Origin of the sequence: Bacillus cereus group sp. N24, from assembly GCF_016483345.1 — a bacterium.
Lineage (GTDB): Bacteria > Bacillota > Bacilli > Bacillales > Bacillaceae_G > Bacillus_A > Bacillus_A toyonensis.
Genome location: NZ_JAEHCA010000167.1, coordinates 1 through 234 on the forward strand (window position 1 = coordinate 1; position 234 = coordinate 234).

Sequence of the window (234 nt, forward strand, 5' to 3'; positions counted from 1 at the left end):
AAATGGTGTATTAACTATTGAAGTTACTAAAGACTTTGGTGAATCTACTGTATCTATAATTTTAGATTTAGTTCAAAATGCAAGTAGTAAATAAGCACCGACAGAAAACTTTATTACGAAATTTGCGCGCTACTAAACTCCTGTTGTAGTAATTACAGCAGCGAACATGCCGTTTATTCAACCGCATATTTTAGAAGGTGCTACATTCTACCATAGGATATATAGATCGTTAGT

1 pseudogene is annotated in these 234 nt (G+C 32.9%); it reads left to right on the forward strand.

Annotated features, from left to right (window positions below):
* Nucleotides 1–234: pseudogene (locus JDS95_RS30885) on the forward strand (hypothetical protein); the annotation flags it as partial.